The sequence below is a fragment of the Geodermatophilus sp. SYSU D00525 genome (assembly GCF_054050475.1).
Genome location: NZ_JBJGZK010000019.1, coordinates 40,636 through 58,019, shown reverse-complemented (window position 1 = coordinate 58,019; position 17,384 = coordinate 40,636). Strand labels below are relative to the sequence as shown.

15 protein-coding genes are annotated in these 17,384 nt (G+C 76.2%); 8 read left to right on the top strand and 7 right to left on the bottom strand.

Annotated features, from left to right (window positions below; all coding sequences use genetic code 11):
• The first annotated feature begins 21 nt into the window (after nucleotides 1-21).
• The 7 genes from ACI796_RS15990 to ACI796_RS15960 are packed head-to-tail and all read left to right on the top strand — an operon-like array spanning nucleotide 22 to nucleotide 7,788.
• A complete protein-coding gene (locus tag ACI796_RS15990) occupies nucleotides 22-1,512 on the top strand; it encodes an HAD-IIIA family hydrolase (protein ID WP_456942213.1) in 1,491 nt (496 codons plus the stop codon).
• Nucleotides 1,509-2,534 carry a glycosyltransferase family 9 protein gene (locus ACI796_RS15985; RefSeq protein ID WP_456942212.1) on the top strand — a complete coding sequence of 342 codons (1,026 nt, stop codon included), beginning with the start codon at nucleotides 1,509-1,511 and terminating at the stop codon, nucleotides 2,532-2,534. The genes ACI796_RS15990 and ACI796_RS15985 overlap by 4 nt, the downstream gene beginning before the upstream one ends.
• Nucleotides 2,531-3,511, top strand: coding sequence for a glycosyltransferase (locus tag ACI796_RS15980; protein ID WP_456942211.1), 981 nt, complete (start codon nucleotides 2,531-2,533; stop codon nucleotides 3,509-3,511). The genes ACI796_RS15985 and ACI796_RS15980 overlap by 4 nt, the downstream gene beginning before the upstream one ends.
• Complete coding sequence (locus ACI796_RS15975; protein WP_456942210.1) at nucleotides 3,508-4,752, top strand: glycosyltransferase; 1,245 nt, start codon at nucleotides 3,508-3,510, stop codon at nucleotides 4,750-4,752. Before ACI796_RS15980 ends, ACI796_RS15975 begins: the two co-directional genes overlap by 4 nt.
• Before the next feature lie 20 nt (nucleotides 4,753-4,772).
• Nucleotides 4,773-5,453: a D-sedoheptulose-7-phosphate isomerase gene (locus ACI796_RS15970; RefSeq protein WP_456942209.1), complete on the top strand. Its 681-nt coding sequence runs from the start codon at nucleotides 4,773-4,775 to the stop codon at nucleotides 5,451-5,453.
• Nucleotides 5,450-6,835: a D-glycero-beta-D-manno-heptose 1-phosphate adenylyltransferase gene (rfaE2, locus tag ACI796_RS15965; RefSeq protein WP_456942208.1), complete on the top strand. Its 1,386-nt coding sequence runs from the start codon at nucleotides 5,450-5,452 to the stop codon at nucleotides 6,833-6,835. The genes ACI796_RS15970 and rfaE2 overlap by 4 nt, the downstream gene beginning before the upstream one ends.
• Before the next feature lie 8 nt (nucleotides 6,836-6,843).
• Entirely contained in the window at nucleotides 6,844-7,788 is a 945-nt protein-coding gene (locus tag ACI796_RS15960; protein ID WP_456942207.1) for a glycosyltransferase family 9 protein, read from the top strand.
• 6 nt (nucleotides 7,789-7,794) lie between these two features.
• Here the strand turns inward: ACI796_RS15960 and ACI796_RS15955 are convergent, their stop codons facing one another.
• The 7 genes from ACI796_RS15955 to ACI796_RS15925 form a co-directional block, all read right to left on the bottom strand.
• A complete protein-coding gene (locus ACI796_RS15955) occupies nucleotides 7,795-9,435 on the bottom strand; it encodes a VWA domain-containing protein (RefSeq protein ID WP_456942206.1) in 1,641 nt (546 codons plus the stop codon).
• Between the two features lie 123 nt (nucleotides 9,436-9,558).
• Complete coding sequence (locus tag ACI796_RS15950) at nucleotides 9,559-10,536, bottom strand: UDP-glucuronic acid decarboxylase family protein (protein WP_456942205.1); 978 nt, start codon at nucleotides 10,534-10,536, stop codon at nucleotides 9,559-9,561.
• Nucleotides 10,537-10,723: 187 nt separating this feature from the next.
• Nucleotides 10,724-12,064 carry an ABC transporter substrate-binding protein gene (locus ACI796_RS15945; protein ID WP_456942204.1) on the bottom strand — a complete coding sequence of 447 codons (1,341 nt, stop codon included), beginning with the start codon at nucleotides 12,062-12,064 and terminating at the stop codon, nucleotides 10,724-10,726.
• Nucleotides 12,065-12,177: 113 nt separating this feature from the next.
• Nucleotides 12,178-13,341, bottom strand: coding sequence for a branched-chain amino acid ABC transporter permease (locus ACI796_RS15940; RefSeq protein ID WP_456942203.1), 1,164 nt, complete (start codon nucleotides 13,339-13,341; stop codon nucleotides 12,178-12,180).
• A gap of 5 nt (nucleotides 13,342-13,346) precedes the next feature.
• Entirely contained in the window at nucleotides 13,347-14,228 is an 882-nt protein-coding gene (locus tag ACI796_RS15935) for a branched-chain amino acid ABC transporter permease (protein ID WP_456942202.1), read from the bottom strand.
• Nucleotides 14,229-14,265: 37 nt separating this feature from the next.
• Nucleotides 14,266-15,078: an ABC transporter ATP-binding protein gene (locus tag ACI796_RS15930; RefSeq protein WP_456942201.1), complete on the bottom strand. Its 813-nt coding sequence runs from the start codon at nucleotides 15,076-15,078 to the stop codon at nucleotides 14,266-14,268.
• On the bottom strand, nucleotides 15,071-15,952 hold the full coding sequence (locus ACI796_RS15925; protein ID WP_456942200.1) for an ABC transporter ATP-binding protein: 882 nt from the start codon (nucleotides 15,950-15,952) through the stop codon (nucleotides 15,071-15,073). Before ACI796_RS15925 ends, ACI796_RS15930 begins: the two co-directional genes overlap by 8 nt.
• 176 nt (nucleotides 15,953-16,128) lie before the next feature.
• On the opposite strand from ACI796_RS15925, the gene ACI796_RS15920 reads away from it, so the two are divergent.
• Complete coding sequence (locus ACI796_RS15920; protein WP_456942199.1) at nucleotides 16,129-17,364, top strand: PucR family transcriptional regulator; 1,236 nt, start codon at nucleotides 16,129-16,131, stop codon at nucleotides 17,362-17,364.
• The last annotated feature ends 20 nt before the right edge of the window (nucleotides 17,365-17,384 follow it).

The following is a 17,384-nucleotide window of genomic DNA, read 5'->3' as shown; positions in this document are numbered from 1 at the left end:
CCGCCCGGGCAGGGCGCGATCATGTCCGTGAGCTGCACCGTCGTCGTGCCGACCATCGGCCGGCCGTCGCTCGAGGTGCTGCTCGACGCCCTGGCCGCCATGCCCGGCGCCCGCCCGGCCGAGCTGGTCGTCGTCGACGACCGCCCCACGGGGTCCCCGCTGCGGGTCGACCGGCCGGGTCTCCCCCCGGTCCGCGTCGTCCGCACCGGCGGCGGCGGGCCGGCCTGCGCGCGCAACCTCGGCTGGCGCACCGCCCGCACGGAGTGGATCGCCTTCCTCGACGACGACGTCGTCCCCGACCCCGACTGGTACGAGCGGCTGGCACAGGACCTCGCCGGGCTCCCCGCCGACGTCGCGGGCAGCCAGGGCCGGGTGCGGGTGCCGCTGCCGGAGGACCGCCGGCCCACCGACTGGGAGCGCGGCACCGCGGGCCTGGCCACCAGCTCCTGGATCACCGCCGACCTCGCCTACCGCCGCGCCGCGCTGGCCGCGGTCGGCGGGTTCGACGAGCGCTTCCCCCGCGCCTTCCGCGAGGACTCCGACCTCGCGCTGCGGGTCATGGACACCGGCGCCCGGCTGGTGCGCGGGCAGCGCTGGATCACCCACCCGGTCCGGCCCACCGACCGGTGGGTGAGCGTGCGGGTGCAGGCCGGCAACGCCGACGACGTCCTCATGCGCCGCCTGCACGGCCCGACCTGGCGGCAGCGCGCCGACGCCGCGGTCGGCCGCCGGCCGCGGCACCTCGCCGTCACCACCGCCGGGCTCGCCGCGCTCGGCCTGGCCGCCGCCCGACGTCCCCGCGCCGCCGCGGCCGCGGCGCTGGCCTGGGCCGCCGGCACCGCCGAGTTCGCCTGGGCGCGCATCGCCCCCGGCCCGCGCGACCGGGCCGAGGTGGCCACCATGGCGCTGACCAGCGCGGTCATCCCGCCGCTGGCCACCTGGCACTTCCTGCGCGGCGCGGTGCGGCACCGTCGCGTGACCCCGTGGCGCGGGCTGCCCGACCTGGCGCTGTTCGACCGCGACGGCACGCTGGTGCACGACTTCCCCTACAACGGCGACCCCGACTGGGTCCGCCCGGTCGACGGCGCCCGCGAGGCCCTGGACGCCCTGCGCGCCCGCGGGGTCCGCGTCGGCGTGGTGAGCAACCAGTCCGGCGTGGCCCGCGGGATCGTCACCCGCGACCAGGTGGACGCCTGCATGGCGCGGCTGGCCGAGCTGCTCGGGCCGTTCGACACGCTGCAGGTCTGCCCGCACGGCCCCGACGACGGCTGCGACTGCCGCAAGCCCGCGCCGGGGATGGTCAAGGCGGCGTGCGCCGAGGCGGACGTCGACCCGGCGCGGACCGTCGTCGTCGGGGACATCGGCGCCGACGTCGAGGCCGCCGCGGCCGCCGGCGCGCGCGGGATCCTCGTGCCCACCCCGGTGACCCGGCGGCAGGAGGTCGAGGCCGCCCCGCACGTGGCCGCGACGTTGACCGCGGCGGTCGACGACGTCCTGGCCGGCCGGTGGTGAGGCCGCGCCGGGGCACCGTCCTCGTCGCCCGGCTCGACAACGCCGGCGACGTCCTCCTCCAGGGACCGCTGGTCCGCGCCGTCGCCGCGTCGGCGGAACGCGTCGTGTTCCTCGCCGGTCCCGCCGGCGCCGAGGCGGCCGCGCTGCTGCCCGGCGTCGACGAGGTCTGGACCTGGGCCTGCCCGTGGATCCTCGGCGACCCGCCGCCGGTCGACCCCGCCGACCTCGCCGCGCTCACCGACCGGGTGCGCGTCCTGGCCCCCGACGAGGCGGTCGTCAGCACCTCGTTCCACCAGTCCCCGCTGCCGCTGGCGCTGCTGCTGCGCACCGCCGGCGTCCCCCGGATCTCGGCCACCAGCGTCGACTACCCGGGCTCCCTGCTCGACGTCCGGCACCGGGTCGACGACGACCTGCCCGAGCCCGAGCGGGCGCTGTCGCTGGCCCGCGCGGCCGGCTTCGACCTGCTCGACGGCGACGACGGCCGGCTCGCGGTGCGCCGCCCCCTGCCGCCGGCGCCGCACGATCCGGGCTACGTCGTGCTGCACCCCGGCGCCTCCGTCCCCGCCCGCGCCTGGCCCGCCGAGCGCTGCGCCGAGGCCGTCGAGGCGCTCGCCGACGCCGGCCACCGGGTGCTGGTCACCGGCGGGCCGGGGGAGCGGGCGCTCACCGCCGCCGTCGCCGGCACCCGCGGGACCGACCTCGGCGGGGCCACGACCCTGCCGGAGATGGCCGCGCTGCTCGACGGCGCCGCGGCCGTCGTCGTCGGCAACACCGGCCCCGCGCACCTCGCCGCCGCCGTCGGCACCCCGGTGGTCTCGCTGTTCAGCCCGGTCGTCCCGGCGGTCCGGTGGGCGCCCTACGGCGTCCCGACCGTGCTGCTCGGCGACCAGGACGCGCCCTGCCGCGACACCCGGGCCCGCGTGTGCCCGGTGCCCGGCCACCCCTGCCTCTCGTCGGTGAGCGCCGCCGACGTCGTCGCCGCCGTCCAGAAGGTCAGCACCGAGAAGGTGATCGCCGCATGAGGGTCCTGGTCTGGCACGTGCACGGCTCCTGGACGACGGCGTTCGTCCAGGGCCCGCACGAGTACCTGGTCCCGGTGACCCCCGACCGGGGGCCCGACGGGCTCGGCCGCGCGCGCACGTGGGACTGGCCCGCCTCGGCCCGCGAGGTGACGCCGGAGCAGCTGCGCAACGAGCACGTCGACGTCGTCGTGCTGCAGCGGGTGCGGGACCTGGAGCTGGTCCGCGAGTGGCTGGACCGCGAGCCCGGCCGGGACCTGCCGGCGGTGTTCCTCGAGCACAACGCCCCCGGACTGGAGGAGGGCGCCGCGCCGGTGCCCCACACCCGCCACCCGATGGCCGACCGCGACGACGTCCCGATCGCGCACGTCACCCACTTCAACCGGCTCTTCTACGACAACGGCCGCGCCCCGACGACGGTGGTCGAGCACGGCATCGTCGACCCCGGCGAGCGCTGGACCGGCGAGCTGGCCCGCGCCGCCGTCGTCGCCAACGAGCCGGTGCGCCGCGGCCGCACGGTCGGCGCCGACCTGCTGCCCGGGCTGGCTGCCGCCGCCCCGGTCGACGTGTTCGGGATGGGCCTGTCCGGCCTGCACGAGCGGTACGGGCTGGACCCCGGCCGGGTGGCGCTGCACGACGACCCGCCGCAGGCCGCGATGCACGCCGAGCTGGCCCGCCGCCGGGTCTACGTGCACCCCGTCCGCTGGACCTCCCTCGGGCTCTCCCTGCTCGAGGCGATGCACCTGGGCATGCCGGTGGTCGCGCTCGCGGCCACCGAGGTGGTCGAGGCGGTGCCGCAGGGCGCCGGCGTGCTGTCCACCCGGCCCGAGGTGCTGTGGGACGCGGTCCGCACCTACCTGCACGACGAGGACGCCGCCCGGCTGGCCGGCAAGGCGGCGCGCGCCGCCGCGCTGGAGCGGTACGGGCTTCCCCGGTTCCTCTCCGACTGGGACACCCTGCTCGAGGAGGTCACCCGATGAGGACGCACCGGGCTCCCGGCGCACCGCTGCGCGTCGACCTGGTCAGCGAGCACGCCTCGCCGCTGGCGGCCATCGGCGGCGTGGACGCCGGCGGGCAGAACGTGCACGTCGCCGCCCTGGCCGCGGGTCTGGCCGCGCGCGGCCACGAGGTCACCGTGCACACCCGCCGCGACGACGCGGACCTGCCCGACGAGGTGCCCACCGCCGACGGCTACGTCGTCGCGCACCTGACCGCCGGACCGGCGGAGGCGCTGCCCAAGGACGAGCTGCTCGGGCACATGCCGGCGCTGGCCGCCGCGCTGCGCGCCCGCTGGGCGGTGCGGCCGCCCGACGTCGTCCACGCCCACTTCTGGATGAGCGGCCTGGCCGCCGTCGAGGCCGCCGGCAGCCTGCTCACGCCGGTGCCGGTGCTGCAGACCTTCCACGCCCTCGGCTCGGTCAAGCGCCGCCACCAGGGCGACGCCGACACCTCCCCGGCCGGGCGCATCGAGCTCGAGCGGGACCTGTGTGCGGCCGTCGACCACGTGGTGGCCACCTGCAGCGACGAGGTGTTCGAGCTGCGCCGGCTGGGCCTGTCGCGCGACCGCGTGTCCATCGTCCCGTGCGGCGTCGACACCACCGAGTTCACCCCGCGCGGCCCCGTGGCGCCGCGCTCGGGCCGGCCGCGGCTGCTCGTGCTCGGCCGGCTGGTGGAGCGCAAGGGCCAGGAGGACGCCGTCCGCGCGCTGGCCGCCGTCCCGGACGCCGAGCTCGTCGTCGTCGGCGGCCCGCCGGCCGGCGCGGTCGACGCCGACCCCGAGGTCCGCCGGCTGCGCGCCGTCGCCGCCGAGGTCGGCGTCGCCGACCGGGTGTGCTTCGCCGGGTCGGTCGCCCGCGCCGACGTGCCCGCGTGGGTGCGCTCGGCCGACGTCGTCCTGGCCGTGCCCTGGTACGAGCCGTTCGGCATCACCCCGCTGGAGGCGATGGCCTGCGGCCGCCCGGTGGTCGCCACCGCCGTCGGCGGGCTGCAGGACTCCGTCGCCGACGGCGTCACCGGCGACCTCGTGCCACCCCGCGACCCGGCCCGGCTCGGCGAGGTCCTCGCCGCGCTGCTGGCCGACGACGCCCGCCGCGCCGCCTACGGGGCGGCCGGGGTGCGGCGCGCCCGCGCCCGCTACCGGTGGGCCCGCGTGGCCGCCGACACCGAGGCCGTCTACCGGCAGGTCCTGTCCACCCGGCGTCCCGTCGAGGCCGTCCGATGAGCGCCCTTGGAGGTCGCCCCGTGAGTGTCGCTCCCCACCATGCCCACGAGAGCACGGCCGGCGGGGTCGTCCCGCCCGACTCGTGCACGCACCTCACCGGCCGCGACCACGTCGCGTCCCTGCACGCGGCCGTGCGCAGCCTCGACGCCGCGGTCGACACCCTCGACCGCTGGGGCCGGCTGCTGGCCGACGTGCTGTGCGGGGAGTCCCGCGGGCGGCTGCTGGCGGCCGGCAACGGGGGCAGCGCCGCGCAGGCGCAGCACCTCACCGCCGAGCTCGTGGGCCGCTACCGCGCCGACCGGCCGCCGTTCTCGGCGATCTGCCTGACCGCGGAGACCTCCTCGCTCACCGCGATCGCCAACGACTACCCGGCCGACGAGCTGTTCGCCCGCCAGGTCGAGGCGCACGGGCGAGCCGGTGACGTCCTGGTGCTGCTGTCCACCTCCGGCCGCAGCCCCAACGCCGTCGCCGCCGCCCGCCGGGCGCACGAGTGCGGCATCACCGTCCTGTCGATCACCGGTCCCGCCCCGAACCCGCTGGCCGCGGCCTCCGACGAGGCGGTCTGCATCGACTCCCCGTGGACGGCGACCGTGCAGGAGTGCCACCTGGTCGCGCTGCACCTGCTGTGCGCCGCCTTCGACGCCGCGGTGCTGGCCGAGCCCGCCCGGGTGCCGCAGACCCGCCTCGGGATCGCGAAGTGAGGCCGCTGGTCGTCGTCGGTGACGCGCTGCTCGACGTCGACCTGGTCGGCACCGCGTCGCGGCTGACGCCCGACGCGCCGGTGCCGGTGGTCGAGGACCTGGAGACCCGCGAGCGCCCCGGCGGCGCGGCGCTGGCCGCGGTGATCGCCGCGCAGGCCACCGACCGCGAGGTCGTGCTGGTCGCCCCGCTCGCCGACGACGACGGCGCGGCCCGGCTGCGGGCGCTGCTGGCCGGGCGGGTGCGGCTGGTCGCCGTCCCGGCCACCGGCGGCACCGCGGTCAAGCGGCGGGTGCGCGTCGGCGACCACTCGGTGGTCCGGCTGGACAGCGGCGCGGCCGCCGTCACCCTCGGCGAGCTGCCCGAGGAGGCGCGCGCGGCCGTCCGCGACGCCGCCGCGGTGCTGGTCGCCGACTACGGGCGCGGCACCACCGCCGACCCCGCCGTCCGGGCGCTGCTGGCCGAGGCCGGCGGGCCGGTCGTGTGGGACCCGCACCCGCGGGGTGCCGACCCGGTGCCGTCGGTCCGGCTGGTGACGCCCAACGGCTCCGAGGCCGCCCGCGTGGCCGCGGTCGCGGGCGTGCCCGCCGACGGCGACGGCCTGGCCGCCGTCGGGGCGCGGGCCGAGGCACTGATCCGGCACTGGGGCGTGGGCGCGGTCGTGGTGACCCTCGGCGCCCGCGGCGCGCTGCTGTCCTACGGCGAGGGCGCGCCGATGGTCGTGCCCGCCGTGCCGGTGACCGGCGGCGACCCGTGCGGCGCCGGCGACTCCTTCGCCGCCGCGGCGACGCTGGCCCTCGCCGACGGCGCGGTGACCGGCGAGGCGGTGGCCGCGGCGGTCGCCTTCGCCGGCCGGTTCGTCGCCGCGGGCGGCGCCAGCAACTGGAACGGGGCGTGGGACACCACCGCGGTGCCGCAGCCGAACGTGGCCGCCGAGGACGGCGTGTCCGCCCTGCTCGCCCGGGTGCGCGCCGCCGGCGGCACGGTGGTGGCCACCGGCGGCTGCTTCGACCTGCTGCACGCCGGGCACGTGGCCACGCTGCGCGCCGCCCGCGGGCTCGGGGACTGCCTGGTCGTGTGCATCAACTCCGACGACTCGGTGCGCCGGCTCAAGGGCCCGTCGCGGCCGCTGGTGACCGCGGCCGACCGCGCGCGGGTGCTCGAGGCGCTGGAGTTCGTCGACGCCGTCGTGGTGTTCGACGAGGACACCCCCGCCGAGGTGCTCGACCGGCTGCGGCCCGACGTCTGGGCCAAGGGCGGCGACTACGCCGGCGCCGACCTGCCCGAGGCCGCGGTGCTGCGGCAGTGGGGCGGCCAGGCGGTCGTCCTGCCCTACCTGGACGGCCACTCGACCACCGCCCTGGTCGAGCGCTCGCGCGTCTAGCGGCGGGAATGGCCATCTCCGCCGCCTCCGACGGGCGGCCGGTGGCGGTCGTCCTGCGGCCGCTGGGGCTCGGTGACCTGCTCACCGGCGTCCCGGCGATCCGGGCCGTGCGGGCGGCCGTGCCGGACCACCGGCTGGTCCTCGCGACGACGGCCGCGCTCGCGCCGCTGGCCGGGCTGGTCGACGTCGTCGACGAGGTGCTGCCCGCCCGCGAGCTCGAGCCGCTGGACTGGTCCGGGCCGCCGCCGGAGCTCGCCGTCGACCTGCACGGCAAGGGGCCGGCCTCGCACGTCGTCGTCGCCGACCTGCACCCGCGGCGGCTGCTCACCTTCGCCAGCCCCGGCTACCCGGGCCCGGCCTGGTATCCCGACGAGCACGAGGTCCGGCGCTGGTGCCGGCTGGTGTCCGAGGGCCTGGGCGTGCCCGCCGACCCCGACGCGCTCGACCTCGCCGTCCCGGACGTGCCGCCGGTGGTGCCCGGCGCCGCGCTCGTGCACCCCGGGGCGGCGTTCCCCGGCCGGCGCTGGCCACCGGAGCGGTTCGCCGCGGTCGCGCGGTGGCTGGCCGACGCCGGGCACGACGTCCGCGTCACCGGCGGGCCGGCCGAGCGGGAGCCGGCCTGCGCCGTGGCGCGCGGGGCGGGACTGTCCGACGACGCGGTGCTCGCCGGGCGCACCTCCACCCTGGAGCTCGCCGCCACGGTCGCCGCGGCGCGGGTGGTGGTCAGCGGCGACACCGGCGTCGCGCACCTCGCCACCGCCTACCGCCGGCCGTCGGTGGTGCTGTTCGGCCCGGTGTCCCCGGCACTCTGGGGCCCGCCGCCGCGCCCCCAGCACGTCGTGCTCTGGCACGGCGACGGCACCGGCGACCCGTGGGGCACCGAGCTGGACCCGGCCCTGGCCGAGGTGACCGTCGACGAGGTGACCGCGGCGCTGGAGCGCCTGGACCTCTAGCGGCGCCTAGCGCTGGCGCAGCGCGTCGAAGAGGACGCCCTGCAGGTCGTTGGGGTCGACGGCGGAGTAGGCGGCGCCGCCGGTGGCCTGCGCGATCTGCTCGAGCGCCGCGACGTCGGCGTCCGGGCCGAGCGCGACGCCGATCACCTTCACCGGCCGCTGCGGGTCGGCCTCGTCCTGCAGCGTCTGCACCAGCTGGTCCAGCGCGATGCCCGACGAGTCCTCGTTGGTGCCGTCGGTGACGAGGACGACGCTGCTCACCGCGTTCGGGTCGTACTGCTCACGCGCGGCGCGGACCGCGGCCAGCGCGGTGTCGAACAGGCCGGTGCCGCCCGGGGAGAGCCGGCCGGGGAGGCTGTCGAGCTGCTCGTCGAGCGCGTCGCGCTGGGTGCCGCCGTCGACCTCGTCCTCGAGGGCGCGGATGGGGGTGAGCTCCACCCAGTCCTGCACGCCCTGCAGCTGGTAGGCGAAGACCCACAGCCCGATCGACGAGGTGCCGGGGATGAGGGTGAGCGCGCTCTTGGCGGCGTCCCGGGCGAGCGTGGCGCGGGTGCCGTCGCCGGCGGGGGCCTCCATCGACTGGGACACGTCGATGACGGTGAGCAGCCGCGACGGGGCGGCGAGCCGGGCGAGCTCGGCCAGCAGGCCCTGCACCTGCTCGGCGTCGACCGGCAGCACCTCGGGCGCCTGCTCCTGCACGCCGGGGCCCGGGTCGGTCGGCGCGGTCCCGTCCGCGTCGCGGAAGCCGGCGGCGAGGACGGCGGTGCCCGCGGCCTCCGACGTCAGCGCCCGGACGACGGCGTCCACGGCGGCCCGGTCGTCGTCCCCGGGGGAGCCGACCCGCAGCACCGGGTAGTCCAGCTCCGGCGAGCCCTCGGCCGGGTAGACCGCGACCAGCCGGGGGTCCTCGACGCCGCGGTTGACGCTGATGACCTCCTGCTCGCTCACCGGCACCAGCGGGGACTCGGGGTCGCCGGACTGCGCCGTGGCCAGCGCGTCGGCGGGGCTGACGGCCGGCCCGCGGCGGGCGGCCAGGACCGCCTGGACGACGGCGTTGTCCGCCGCGTCGCCGCCGCCCAGGGACGCGCGGACCGCGGCCAGCGCGGCGACGCCCTCGGCGCTGGCGGCGAGGTCCGGGACGGCGACCGGGCGGGCCCCGGACAGGGCCTCGCTCCACTGCGGCGCCTGCCCGCTCCAGCCGAGCGCGTCGGCCGCGGCCCGGCTGGTGCCCAGCACGACCGGCGAGGTGGCCATGGAGCCGGACGGGTCGAGCGGCGCGTCGCCGGCCCGCACGGCCCACAGCGAGCTGTCGGGCACCCACACCTGGGGCAGCGCGGAGCCCTCGAGGGCGGAGAGGTCGCCGACGGTCTGCAGCGGCTCCTGGGCGGTGACCTCCGCGGTCGCACAGGCGCCGCCGCCGAGGTCCTGGGGGTCGGCGAGGAGGTCCCGGGCGACGTCGCCGAGCTCGGGGGCGACGGTCACGCGGACGGTGCGGGTGGTCTCGCACCCGTCGCTGCTGCCCGAGCCGGCCAGCCACCACACCACGCCGCCGGCGACGAGTGCGACCACGACCAGGGCCACGACCAGCGCGACCGGGGCCGGGCGCTGCACACGGCGCATGGAGTTGGTGTCGGCGTGGCGGCCCATCGGTAGCTCTCCGTCGGTGTCCGGTTCCTCGGCGTGCCCCCTAGCCGCCCGTCCCAATGTAAACGTGAATCAGGACACGGAGGAGGGGTGGTGCGGAGAAGTGGCCCAGGACACCCGGCGGGCTCAGCCGACGCGCAGCGCGGCGGCCTCCCGCTGCTCGGCGAACCAGGCGACCGTGCGGCGCAGGCCCTCCTCGGAGGGGACCGTGGGCCGCCAGCCGAGCAGTTCCTCGGCGCGGCGGGTGTCGGGCCGGCGGACCTTCGGGTCGTCGACAGGCAGGTCGATGTGCTCGATCCCCGACGACGACCCGGTCAGCTCGATGATCCACTGCGCCAGCCGCAGCATCGACAGCTCGTCGGGGTTGCCGATGTTCACCGGGCCGGGCTGGTCGGAGCAGGCGAGGGCGAGGATCCCGCGGACGGTGTCGTCGACGTAGCAGATCGAGCGGGTCTGCGAGCCGTCGCCGGCCACGGTCAGCGGCCGCCCGGCCAGCGCCTGGCCGACGAAGGCGGGGATGGCGCGGCCGTCGTCGGGGCGCATGCGCGGCCCGTAGGTGTTGAAGATCCGCACGATGGCGGTGTCGGTGCCCTTGGACGTGCGGTACGCGGTGGTCATCGCCTCGCTGAACCGCTTGGCCTCGTCGTAGACGCCGCGCGGGCCCACCGGGTTGACGTTGCCCCAGTACTCCTCGGGCTGGGGGTGCACCAGCGGGTCGCCGTAGACCTCCGAGGTGGAGGCCAGCACGTAGCGGGCGCCCTTCTCGTGGGCCAGGCCCAGGGTGTGCAGGGTGCCCAGGCTGCCGACCTTGAGCGTCTCGATCGGCATCCTCAGGTAGTCGAGGGGGCTCGCCGGCGAGGCGAAGTGGAGCACGAGGTCCACGGGGCCGGGGACGTGCACGAAGTCGGTGACGTCGCAGCGCACCAGGCGGAAGCCCGGGTGGTCGACGAGGTGGACGACGTTCTCGGGCGAACCGGTGAGGAAGTTGTCGAGGCACACGACCTCGACGCCGCGGTCGAGCAGGTGCTCGCACAGGTGGGAGCCGAGGAACCCGGCGCCGCCGGTCACCACCGCCCGCCGGATCGTCCGCGCCGCGTGCACCATGCCGTGCTCCTCGTCTCGCCGTCGTACCCCGCGCGGGGGCCTGCGGGAGGCCCTACCCGGAGATCAACAGCCGACACTTCGGGAGCTGAGTGTTCGTGCGCGGGTCCCCCGGGACGGCGAACGGGCCGCCGACCCCCGGGAGGGGATCGACGGCCCGCTGCCGTGCGAGCGGAGGGCGAGCCTCCGACTAGTTGACCGGCTCCTCGTCCGGGATGCCGTTCTCCGGCGGGGTGGCGGCCTCGCCGTCGTACTCCTCGATGTCGGCGTCGCCGTTGTTGGTGACGAGCACGGGGGTCAGGTCCTCCGAGCCCTGGCCGACGATCCGGCTGACCGACATGCCGCTGTAGCCGGCGTGGCTGTCCTCCGAGTAGCGGAAGGGCGAGAAGCCCGGGCCCTCCCACTCGGAGCCGGCCTGCTCGACGGCGGCGACCAGGTCGTCACGCGTCGGGTTCTGGCCGGCCGACTGCAGGGCCTGCACCATCGTGTAGGCCTGCGACATGCCGTAGATCCGGTAGTTGGAGAGCTCGCCCTCCTGGCCCGACTCGTCCCAGACCCGCTGGAACAGCTGGATCCAGGGGTTGTCCGGCTGGTCGACCGTCGGGATGTACTCGGTGGTCAGGACGCCGTCGAGCAGGCTGGCGTCACTGACCTGGCCCTCGGAGAAGCGGGCCAGCAGCGAGCCGACCAGCTGCGGGTCCGAGCCGATGTTCGAGTAGAACCACTGCGGCCGGTAGCCGAGCTGCAGCGCGGTCAGCTGCGACAGCGCGGTGTAGCTGGGCACGTTGAAGCCGATGACGAAGTCCGCACCGGCGGCCTGCAGGGCCGAGATCTGCGGCCGGACGTCGGTGTTCCCGGGGACGTAGGTCTCCTCGGCGACGATCTGGTCCTCGAGGTACCGGCGGGCACCGGCGGCGCCGTCCTCGCCGAGGTCGTCGGCCTGCAGGAACAGGCCGACCTTGGCGTCGGGGTAGTTCTCGGCCACGTACTGGCCGATGATCTTGGCCTCGATCTCGTAGTCGGGCTGCCAGCCGAAGGTGTACGGCTTCTCCTCGACGTCGTCCCACAGCCGCGAGCCCGACGAGACGAACAGGTCGGGCACGCCCTCGCTGTTGAGGAAGTCGGTGACCGCGTTGTGGGTCGGCGTGCCCAGGCCCGACATGAGCGCGAAGACCTCGTCCTCGAGGACGAGCTGGTTCACGACCTGGCTGGTGTTGGTCGGGTTGTAGGCGTCGTCCCGGTAGACGAACTCGATCTGCCGGCCGTTGACGCCGCCGTTGGCGTTGACGTAGTCGAAGTACGCCTGCACACCGGTCGGGATCTCGCTGTAGCCGGGCGCCGCGACACCGGTCAGCGGGTAGTGCGCACCCAGCTTGATCGTGTCCTCGGTGATGCCGACGTCCGAGGCCTCGTTCTCCTCGCTGCCGCCACCGCCGCCGCCACCGGAGTCCCCGCCGCCGCAGGCGGCCAGGGTGGTGGCGACGGTCGCCGCGGCCACGAAGCTGACGAGGCGTCGTGAGGATCGTGTCAAGGGTTCTCCTCTGGAGGGACCCGGGCGCCGTCGCCCGGGGGTCTGGTGGGGGGTGGGGAAGCGGAGGTGCGGCCGCTGGCCGGGGTGGGGGACAGCCGTCGGGTCCCGGCTCCTCACCCCCTGGCGCGGGCGGCGCCGCGCCGCGCGCGCTGCTTCATCCAGGCCAGCCGGACGGACCCGACCAGGCCGGCGGGGGCGAAGAGCATGACCAGCACGAGGATCACGCCGTAGACGACGTAGGAGATCTCGGCGGCCTGGGCGGCGTCCATGTCGAAGGACTCCCCGAGGTCCCGCAGGTACCGCGGCAGGAAGACCAGCAGCGCCGAGCCGATCAGCGCGCCGAAGAGGCTGCCCAGCCCGCCGATGACGATCGCGGTCAGCAGGGACAGCGACAGGACGATGGTGAACGCCGTGGGCGCGGTGAGCCGGACGACGAGGGCGAGCACCGCGCCGGCCAGGCCCGCGGCCGCGGCGCTGACGACGAACGCCGTCACCCGCCAGGCGCCCAGGTCGATGCCGGCCAGCTCGGCGGCGACCTCCTGGTCGCGCACCGCGCGCCAGGTGCGGCCGACCCGGCTGCGCATGAGGTTGGCCAGCAGGAAGTAGGTGAGGAGCAGGCAGGCGACGGCGATGTAGGCGATCCACTTGACGCCCGAGGCCGAGTTGCCCGACAGGGTGCGGATCGTCTCGACGAACCAGTCCGGCCGGTCCGGGGTGGAGACCGTCAGGCCCTGCTCACCACCCAGGGTGTCGGAGAAGTACAGCGCCAGGCCGGGCAGGCCGACGGCGAGCGCGAGCGTCGCGCCGGCCAGGTAGGGGCCGTGCAGGCGGGCCGCGGCCACCCCGACGATCGCGCCGACGAGCGAGGTGAGGGCCACCGCGATCAGGAAGACCACGGCCAGCGGCAGGGGCTCCTCGGCGTCGAGCAGCAGCGCGGTGGTGTAGCCGCCGACGGCCATGAGCGCGCCGTGCCCGAGGGAGATCTGCCCGTTGAGGCCGGTCAGCACGGTCAGCCCGCCGGCCGCGATGGCGTAGTAGGCCACGTAGCCGATCTGGGCGTTGAAGCCGAGGTCGGTGGACTCGAGCAGGATCACCGCGAGGACGGCGCCGATGACGAGCACGACCAGGTGCCGCAGCAGCGTGTTGCGCGGCAGGAACGTGCGGCCACCGGTGGCCTGGGCCGAGCTCGCGTCGGCCGCGGCCGTCGCCAGCGACGGCGCGTCGGAGGACGCGGCGCCGGGCTGTGCGGGGGATGCGGGGGTCTGCAGGTCGCTCATGCGGCTCACGCCCTCCGGGTCTGGGTGGTCGAGAAGAGGCCGCCGGGCCGGACGAGCAGGACGATCACGAGGACGACCAGGGCGGCCAGGCCGACCAGCTCGTCGGCGACGTACCCGCGGACGTAGCTCAGCAGCAGGCCGAGCAGCAGCCCGCCGACGACGGCGCCGACGGGCGAGTCGAGCCCGCCGAGCACCGCGGCGACGAAGCCGAACACGATCAGCGAGTCCATGAACGTCGGGGTGACGAAGGCGGTCTCGGCGGCGATGAGCATCCCGGCCAGCGAGCCGACGACGGCGGCCAGCGCCCAGCCCAGGGTGAGCATCCGGCCGACCCGCACGCCGAGCAGCCGGGCGACCTCCTGGCCGAACGCCGAGGCGCGCATGGCCAGGCCGACGCGGGTGAACCGGAACAGGGCGGTCAGACCGGCCATGACCACCAGCACCGCGAGGAGGGTGAACACGGTGTTGGGGCTCAGCGCCAGGTTCGAGTCACCGACGGTGAAGCCGATGTTCGAGAACGGCGGGACGAAGGCCCGCTGGTTGACGCCGAACAGGACCGAGATCAGCGCCTGGAACGCGATGAACAGGCCGAGGGTGACGATGACCGCGTTCAGCTCCGGCCCGCCCTCGACCGGGCGGATGACGACCCGCTCGACGACCGCGCCGATGACCAGGCCGGCGAGCAGGGCCACGACGAGACCGACCCAGTAGGACTGGCCGTTCTCGATGAGGGCGAGGGCGATGAAGGTGGTGAGCGCGGCCATCGCGCCCTGCGCGAAGTTGACGATCCGGGTGGACCGCCAGATGAGCACGAGGGCCAGGGCGAACGCCGCGTAGACCGCTCCGTTGATCACCCCGCCGAGGGTGAGGTTGACGAACTCTCGCACTGGGGGCTGCCTTCCTGGTGCTGCGGGGAGCGGGGGTCTAGAAGCCGAGGTAGGCGTGCCGGAGGTCCTCGTCGCCGGCGAGCCGGGCGGCGTCGTCGGTGACCACGACCCGGCCCAGGTTCAGCACGACGCCGGTGTCGGCCACCGACAGCGCGCTGCGCGCGTTCTGCTCGACCAGCAGCACCGACAGGCCCTCGGTGTCGACCAGGTGGCGGACCAGGCCGAAGATCTGCGCCACGATCCGCGGGGCCAGGCCCAGGGACGGCTCGTCGAGCAGCAGGACCTTCGGCCGGGCCAGCAGCGCGCGGCCGATGACGAGCATCTGCCGCTCACCGCCGGACAGCGTGTGCGCCGTCTGGTTGCGCCGCTCCCTGATCCGCGGGAAGAGGTCGTAGACGCGGTCGAACTCGTCCTGCCCGACCTTGCCGCGGAACAGCGAGCCGACCCGCAGGTTCTCCTCGACGGTCAGCTCGGCGATGACGCCGCGGCCCTCGGGGACGTGCGACATCCCCTTGGTGACCATGGCCTCGACGGGGGCGCGGGTGACGTCCTCGCCGCCGAGCACCACCCGGCCGGCGGTGGGCCGCACCAGGCCGCTGATCGTGCGCAGCAGCGTCGTCTTGCCCGCGCCGTTGGCCCCGAGCACCGCGGTGATCCGGCCCTGCTCGGCGCGGAGGGTCACGCCGTCGAGCGCCCTGACCGGGCCGTAGGAGGCCGACAGGCCCTCGACCTCGAGGAGGGCGGTGGCCGTCGCCGTGCCGCCGGCGGTGCCCGTGGCGCCCTTGGTCAGGCCGGTGCCGGCGGTGCTCCCGGCGGCGCCCGCCGCGGTGCTGCCGTGCGCCTCAGCCACGGGTCGTCCCCCCGTCGGTCGCGGCCAGCTCGCTGGCGTCGGTGGTGTCGTCGACGGCGTCGCCGAGGTAGGCCTCGGTGACCGCCGGGTCGTTCTGGACCTGCTCGGGGGTGCCGTCGGCGATCTCCTTGCCGGAGTCGAGCACCGTGATGTGGTCGCACACCCGCATGACCAGGTCCATGTGGTGCTCGACCAGCAGGACGCTCATCCGGCCGCTGAGGTGCTGGATGAGCTCGCCGAGCTCGTGCATCTCGTCCTCGCTGAGGCCGGAGGCCGGCTCGTCGAGCAGCAGCAGCTCGGGCTCGGAGACCAGCGCGCGGGCCAGCGCCACCCGCTTCTGCACCGGGTACGGGAGGCTGCCGGGGTAGCGCGCGGCGTAGCCCTCGGCCTCCAGCTCGGTGAGGGCGGCCGTGGCCCGCTCGCGCAGGCGGGCGTCGTCCTTGTCGGACGTCGGGATCGCGAGGAGCGCGGAGAAGAAGCCGGCGCGGGCGTGCTTGTGCGCCCCGACCATCACGTTCTCGAGCACCGTCAGGCCGGGGAACAGGCCCACGCCCTGCAGGGTGCGGGCGATGCCGAGCTTCGCGAGCTGGTTCGGCCGCAGCCGCCGCAGCTCCTCGCCTCGCCACACGATCCGGCCCTCGGTGGGGCGGACCAGCCCGCAGGCCACGTTGAACATCGTCGTCTTGCCGGCGCCGTTGGGGCCGATGAGGCCGTGCACCTGACCCGGCTCGACGGTCAGCGACACGTCGGTGAGGGCCTTCACGCCGCCGAAGGCGACGCTGATCCCGGTCATCTCGAGCCGGGCGGTGGGCGATCGGTCCTGGTGCCGGGTGCTGCTGCCTGTGGTGTCCGGCGGCTGCGCCAAGGTGCCCACGTCTCCTCTGCGTCGGGAGGTCGCCGCGCTGCCGACCGCCGCCCGGGGGGCGACGATTGGGTCACGGCTACGTCCGTTTGACTCTGCTGGCCGGTGAGGACCGTCACAATGGGCGCACCGCACAGTGATGGGGGGCACGTGTTGTGCTCTGTGCGATGAACACAGGAGGTGAGCGCGTGCGGACTGCCCCCTGGGGTGTGGAGGAGCGCCTCGCCGAACTGGTCCCGGCCCTGCTGGACCGGCTCGACGAGATGACCGACCGCTTGGTGGAGGTGCTGGTCGAGACCGAGCCCGCCTACCGGGAGGCCCTGACCGGGGGCGACCAGCAGATGCGCGCGACGCTGCGGCGCAACCTCGAGGTCGGCGTCCGCGGCCTGCTGCCCGACGTCCCCGCCGCCTACCACCAGAGCCACGCCGAGGGGGCCCGGGCCGTCGGCCGGCTGCGGGCCGCGCAGGGCATCCCGCTGGAGGCCGTGCTGCGCGCCTACCGGCTCGGCGGCCAGATCACCTGGGAGGCGCTGGTCGCGCTGTCGCGCCAGGGCGACCGGCACGACGACGGGCTGCTGCTCGAGGTCGCGGGCTCGCTGTGGCGCACCAACGACCGCGGCTGCAGCGCCGCCGCGGAGGGCTACCGGGCCGAGGAGCGGCGCCGGTCGGGTCTCGACGCCGCCGAGCGCCAGCGGCTGCTCGACGGGCTGCTGGACGGCCGCGGTGGGGACCCCGCCTACGCCCGCACCGCCGCCGACCTGCTGGCGGTGCCGCTGGCCGGCCGGCTGGTGGTCGTCGTCGCGCCGGCCCCCGAGGAGGGGGAGGGGTTCCCGGACGCGACGTCGACGCTGCTCAAGCGCGGCATCCGCTCGGCGTGGGCCACCCGGTCGCAGGCGTCGGTGGGCGTGGTGGCGATGGGGACCCGCCGGCTGCCGGAGCTGCTGGCCTGGCTCGGTGCCGCGGCCACCGGCCCGGTCGGGGTGTCCTCCGTGGTCGAGGGCGCGGCGGCGGTGGCCGGCGCCTACCGGCTGGCCGAGACCGCCGCGCGCACCCTGCCCGCGGACGTCGCCCGGGTGGTGACCATCGACGACCGGCTGCCCGAGGCGCTGCTGAGCAACTCGCCGGAGATCGCCGCGCGGCTGGTCGGCCAGACCCTCGGCCGGCTGCTCGAGCTGCCCGGGGACGAGCGCGAGGTGCTGCTGGAGACGCTGTCGGCCTTCCTCGACGCCGACGGCTCACCGACGCGCGCGGCCGACCTCCTGTACTGCCACCGCAACACGGTCATGCACCGGCTGCGGCGGATCGAGTCGGTGACCGGCCGCAAGCTCACCGACCCGCGGGCCCGGCTGCTGTGGCAGCTGGCCCTGCTGGGGACCGGCCACCACGACGCCGGGCACCGCAGGCCGGTCTGCGACTCCGCCTGACGACGGACCGCCCGGACCCG

Excerpts from the sequence above, each read along its gene's own strand:
- ACI796_RS15990 (WP_456942213.1), top strand. The coding sequence starts at position 22 with ATGTCCGTGAGCTGCACCGTCGTCGTGCCGACCATCGGCCGGCCGTCG.
- ACI796_RS15950 (WP_456942205.1), bottom strand. The coding sequence starts at position 10,536 with ATGGTGCACGCGGCGCGGACGATCCGGCGGGCGGTGGTGACCGGCGGC.
- ACI796_RS15940 (WP_456942203.1), bottom strand. The coding sequence starts at position 13,341 with ATGAGCGACCTGCAGACCCCCGCATCCCCCGCACAGCCCGGCGCCGCG.
- ACI796_RS15960 (WP_456942207.1), top strand. The coding sequence starts at position 6,844 with ATGGCCATCTCCGCCGCCTCCGACGGGCGGCCGGTGGCGGTCGTCCTG.
- ACI796_RS15975 (WP_456942210.1), top strand. The coding sequence starts at position 3,508 with ATGAGGACGCACCGGGCTCCCGGCGCACCGCTGCGCGTCGACCTGGTC.
- ACI796_RS15955 (WP_456942206.1), bottom strand. The coding sequence starts at position 9,435 with ATGGGCCGCCACGCCGACACCAACTCCATGCGCCGTGTGCAGCGCCCG.
- ACI796_RS15980 (WP_456942211.1), top strand. The coding sequence starts at position 2,531 with ATGAGGGTCCTGGTCTGGCACGTGCACGGCTCCTGGACGACGGCGTTC.